This is a genomic window from Mesorhizobium sp. M0991, from assembly GCF_040318915.1.
In the GTDB taxonomy this organism is placed as follows: Bacteria; Pseudomonadota; Alphaproteobacteria; order Rhizobiales; family Rhizobiaceae; genus Mesorhizobium.
Window position 1 is genome coordinate 1 of record NZ_JAMYNE010000095.1, and the last position, 1,422, is coordinate 1,422.

A 1,422-nucleotide genomic window follows, 5' to 3' on the forward strand; every position below is an offset into this window, starting at 1 on the left:
AAGCAGATGAGGTGGATGGCTCCCGCTCCCGGCATCTGAGTGCCACAGTGGGTTTGCTGTCAGGCAACCCGAGCAAAGGAGCCATCCGCCATGCAGATTACCACCGTGGGCCTTGATCTGGCCAAGCGCATTTTTCAGGTTCATGCCGTCGACGCGTCTGGGGGCGTTGTCGTGCGCAAGGCCCTGCGCCGATCGCAAGTTCTGCCGTTCTTCACCAAGTTGCCACCCTGCCTGATCGGCATGGAGGCCTGCGGGACGGCACATCACTGGGCTCGAGAACTGACGGAGCTCGGCCATGAAGTCCGCCTGATGCCACCGTCCTACGTGAAGCCCTATGTGAAGCGCGGCAAGAATGATGCGGTGGACGCGGAAGCGATTTGCGAAGCGGCAACACGCCCGACCATGCGCTTCGTGGCGATGAAGTCGGCCGAGCAACAGGCGGCCCTGTCGCTTCACCGCACACGCAATCTTCTGGTCAAGCAGCGCACGCAACTCGTGAACATGATCCGCGGCCTGTTGGCTGAGTTCGGCATCGACATTCCCCAAGGTTTGGAGCGGGCGCTTAAGCTGGCGCGCCAGATAGCCGCGAAGAAATCCACATTGGACGTACCGGCAATGGCACTGCAGATTCTGTGTATCCTGTGCGAGCAGGTGCTCAACACCCATGCCCGGCTCCAGACCATTGACCGGTCGATCCTTGCCCAACAAAGAACGAATGAAGTGGCACGGCGTCTATCGACCATACCTGGCATTGGCCCGATCGGTGCCACAGCGTTGGCGGCCTCGGTTGCTGATCCGGGTCAGTTCCGCTCGGGTCGAGAGTTTGCCGCCTGGCTCGGGCTGACACCTTCGCAAAACTCGAGCGGCGGAAAGGACCGTCTCGGGCACATCACCAAGATGGGCGACCGGTACCTGAGAAAGCTCCTTGTGATCGGCGCGACCTCCCTGATCCGACGGGCAAGGCATAAGCCCGAGGCTGCGGATCCGCGCCTCCTCGCGTTGCTCGCCAGGAAGCCAGCGCGCGTGGCGAGCGTAGCGATGGCAAACAAGATGGCCCGCGTGGTGTGGGCTATCATGGCGCGCGGCGAAACCTATCAGGCGCGTCATGCTCCGAACCTTGCAGCGTAAGTTGCGCAGAAGACACTGAAGCAGAAATCAGATCGAGCCGATCGATCGGCTCCATGAGGTTGTGAGAGCGACGCGATGTGATGGCGAGACCGGTCAGGCCGGGAACAGGGACAACCCATGCGATGTCGGAGGCATCATAGCCTGATAAGCAGATTGGGACCCAGTTCGCCGACCCCATCAGGGCCAGCAGTCTCGAATGGCTGCATCAACAGGCCGGACAGAAGACTGCACCCGACCAACGCGCCATAATGTCGAATTACCTCTTGCATCGCGGGAGCCATCCACAGAAGACAT

Annotated in this window: 1 protein-coding gene; it reads left to right on the forward strand. The window is 61.0% G+C overall.

The genetic code is table 11. The features are described from left to right. Window positions 1-90: 90 nt before the first annotated feature. Complete coding sequence (locus NKH70_RS35635; RefSeq protein ID WP_352976687.1) at window positions 91-1,128, forward strand: IS110 family RNA-guided transposase; 1,038 nt, start codon at window positions 91-93, stop codon at window positions 1,126-1,128. Window positions 1,129-1,422 lie beyond the last annotated feature (294 nt).

Bases quoted from the DNA above. Each gene is read 5' to 3' on its own strand.
- NKH70_RS35635 (WP_352976687.1), top strand. From the start codon at position 91: ATGCAGATTACCACCGTGGGCCTTGATCTGGCCAAGCGCATTTTTCAG.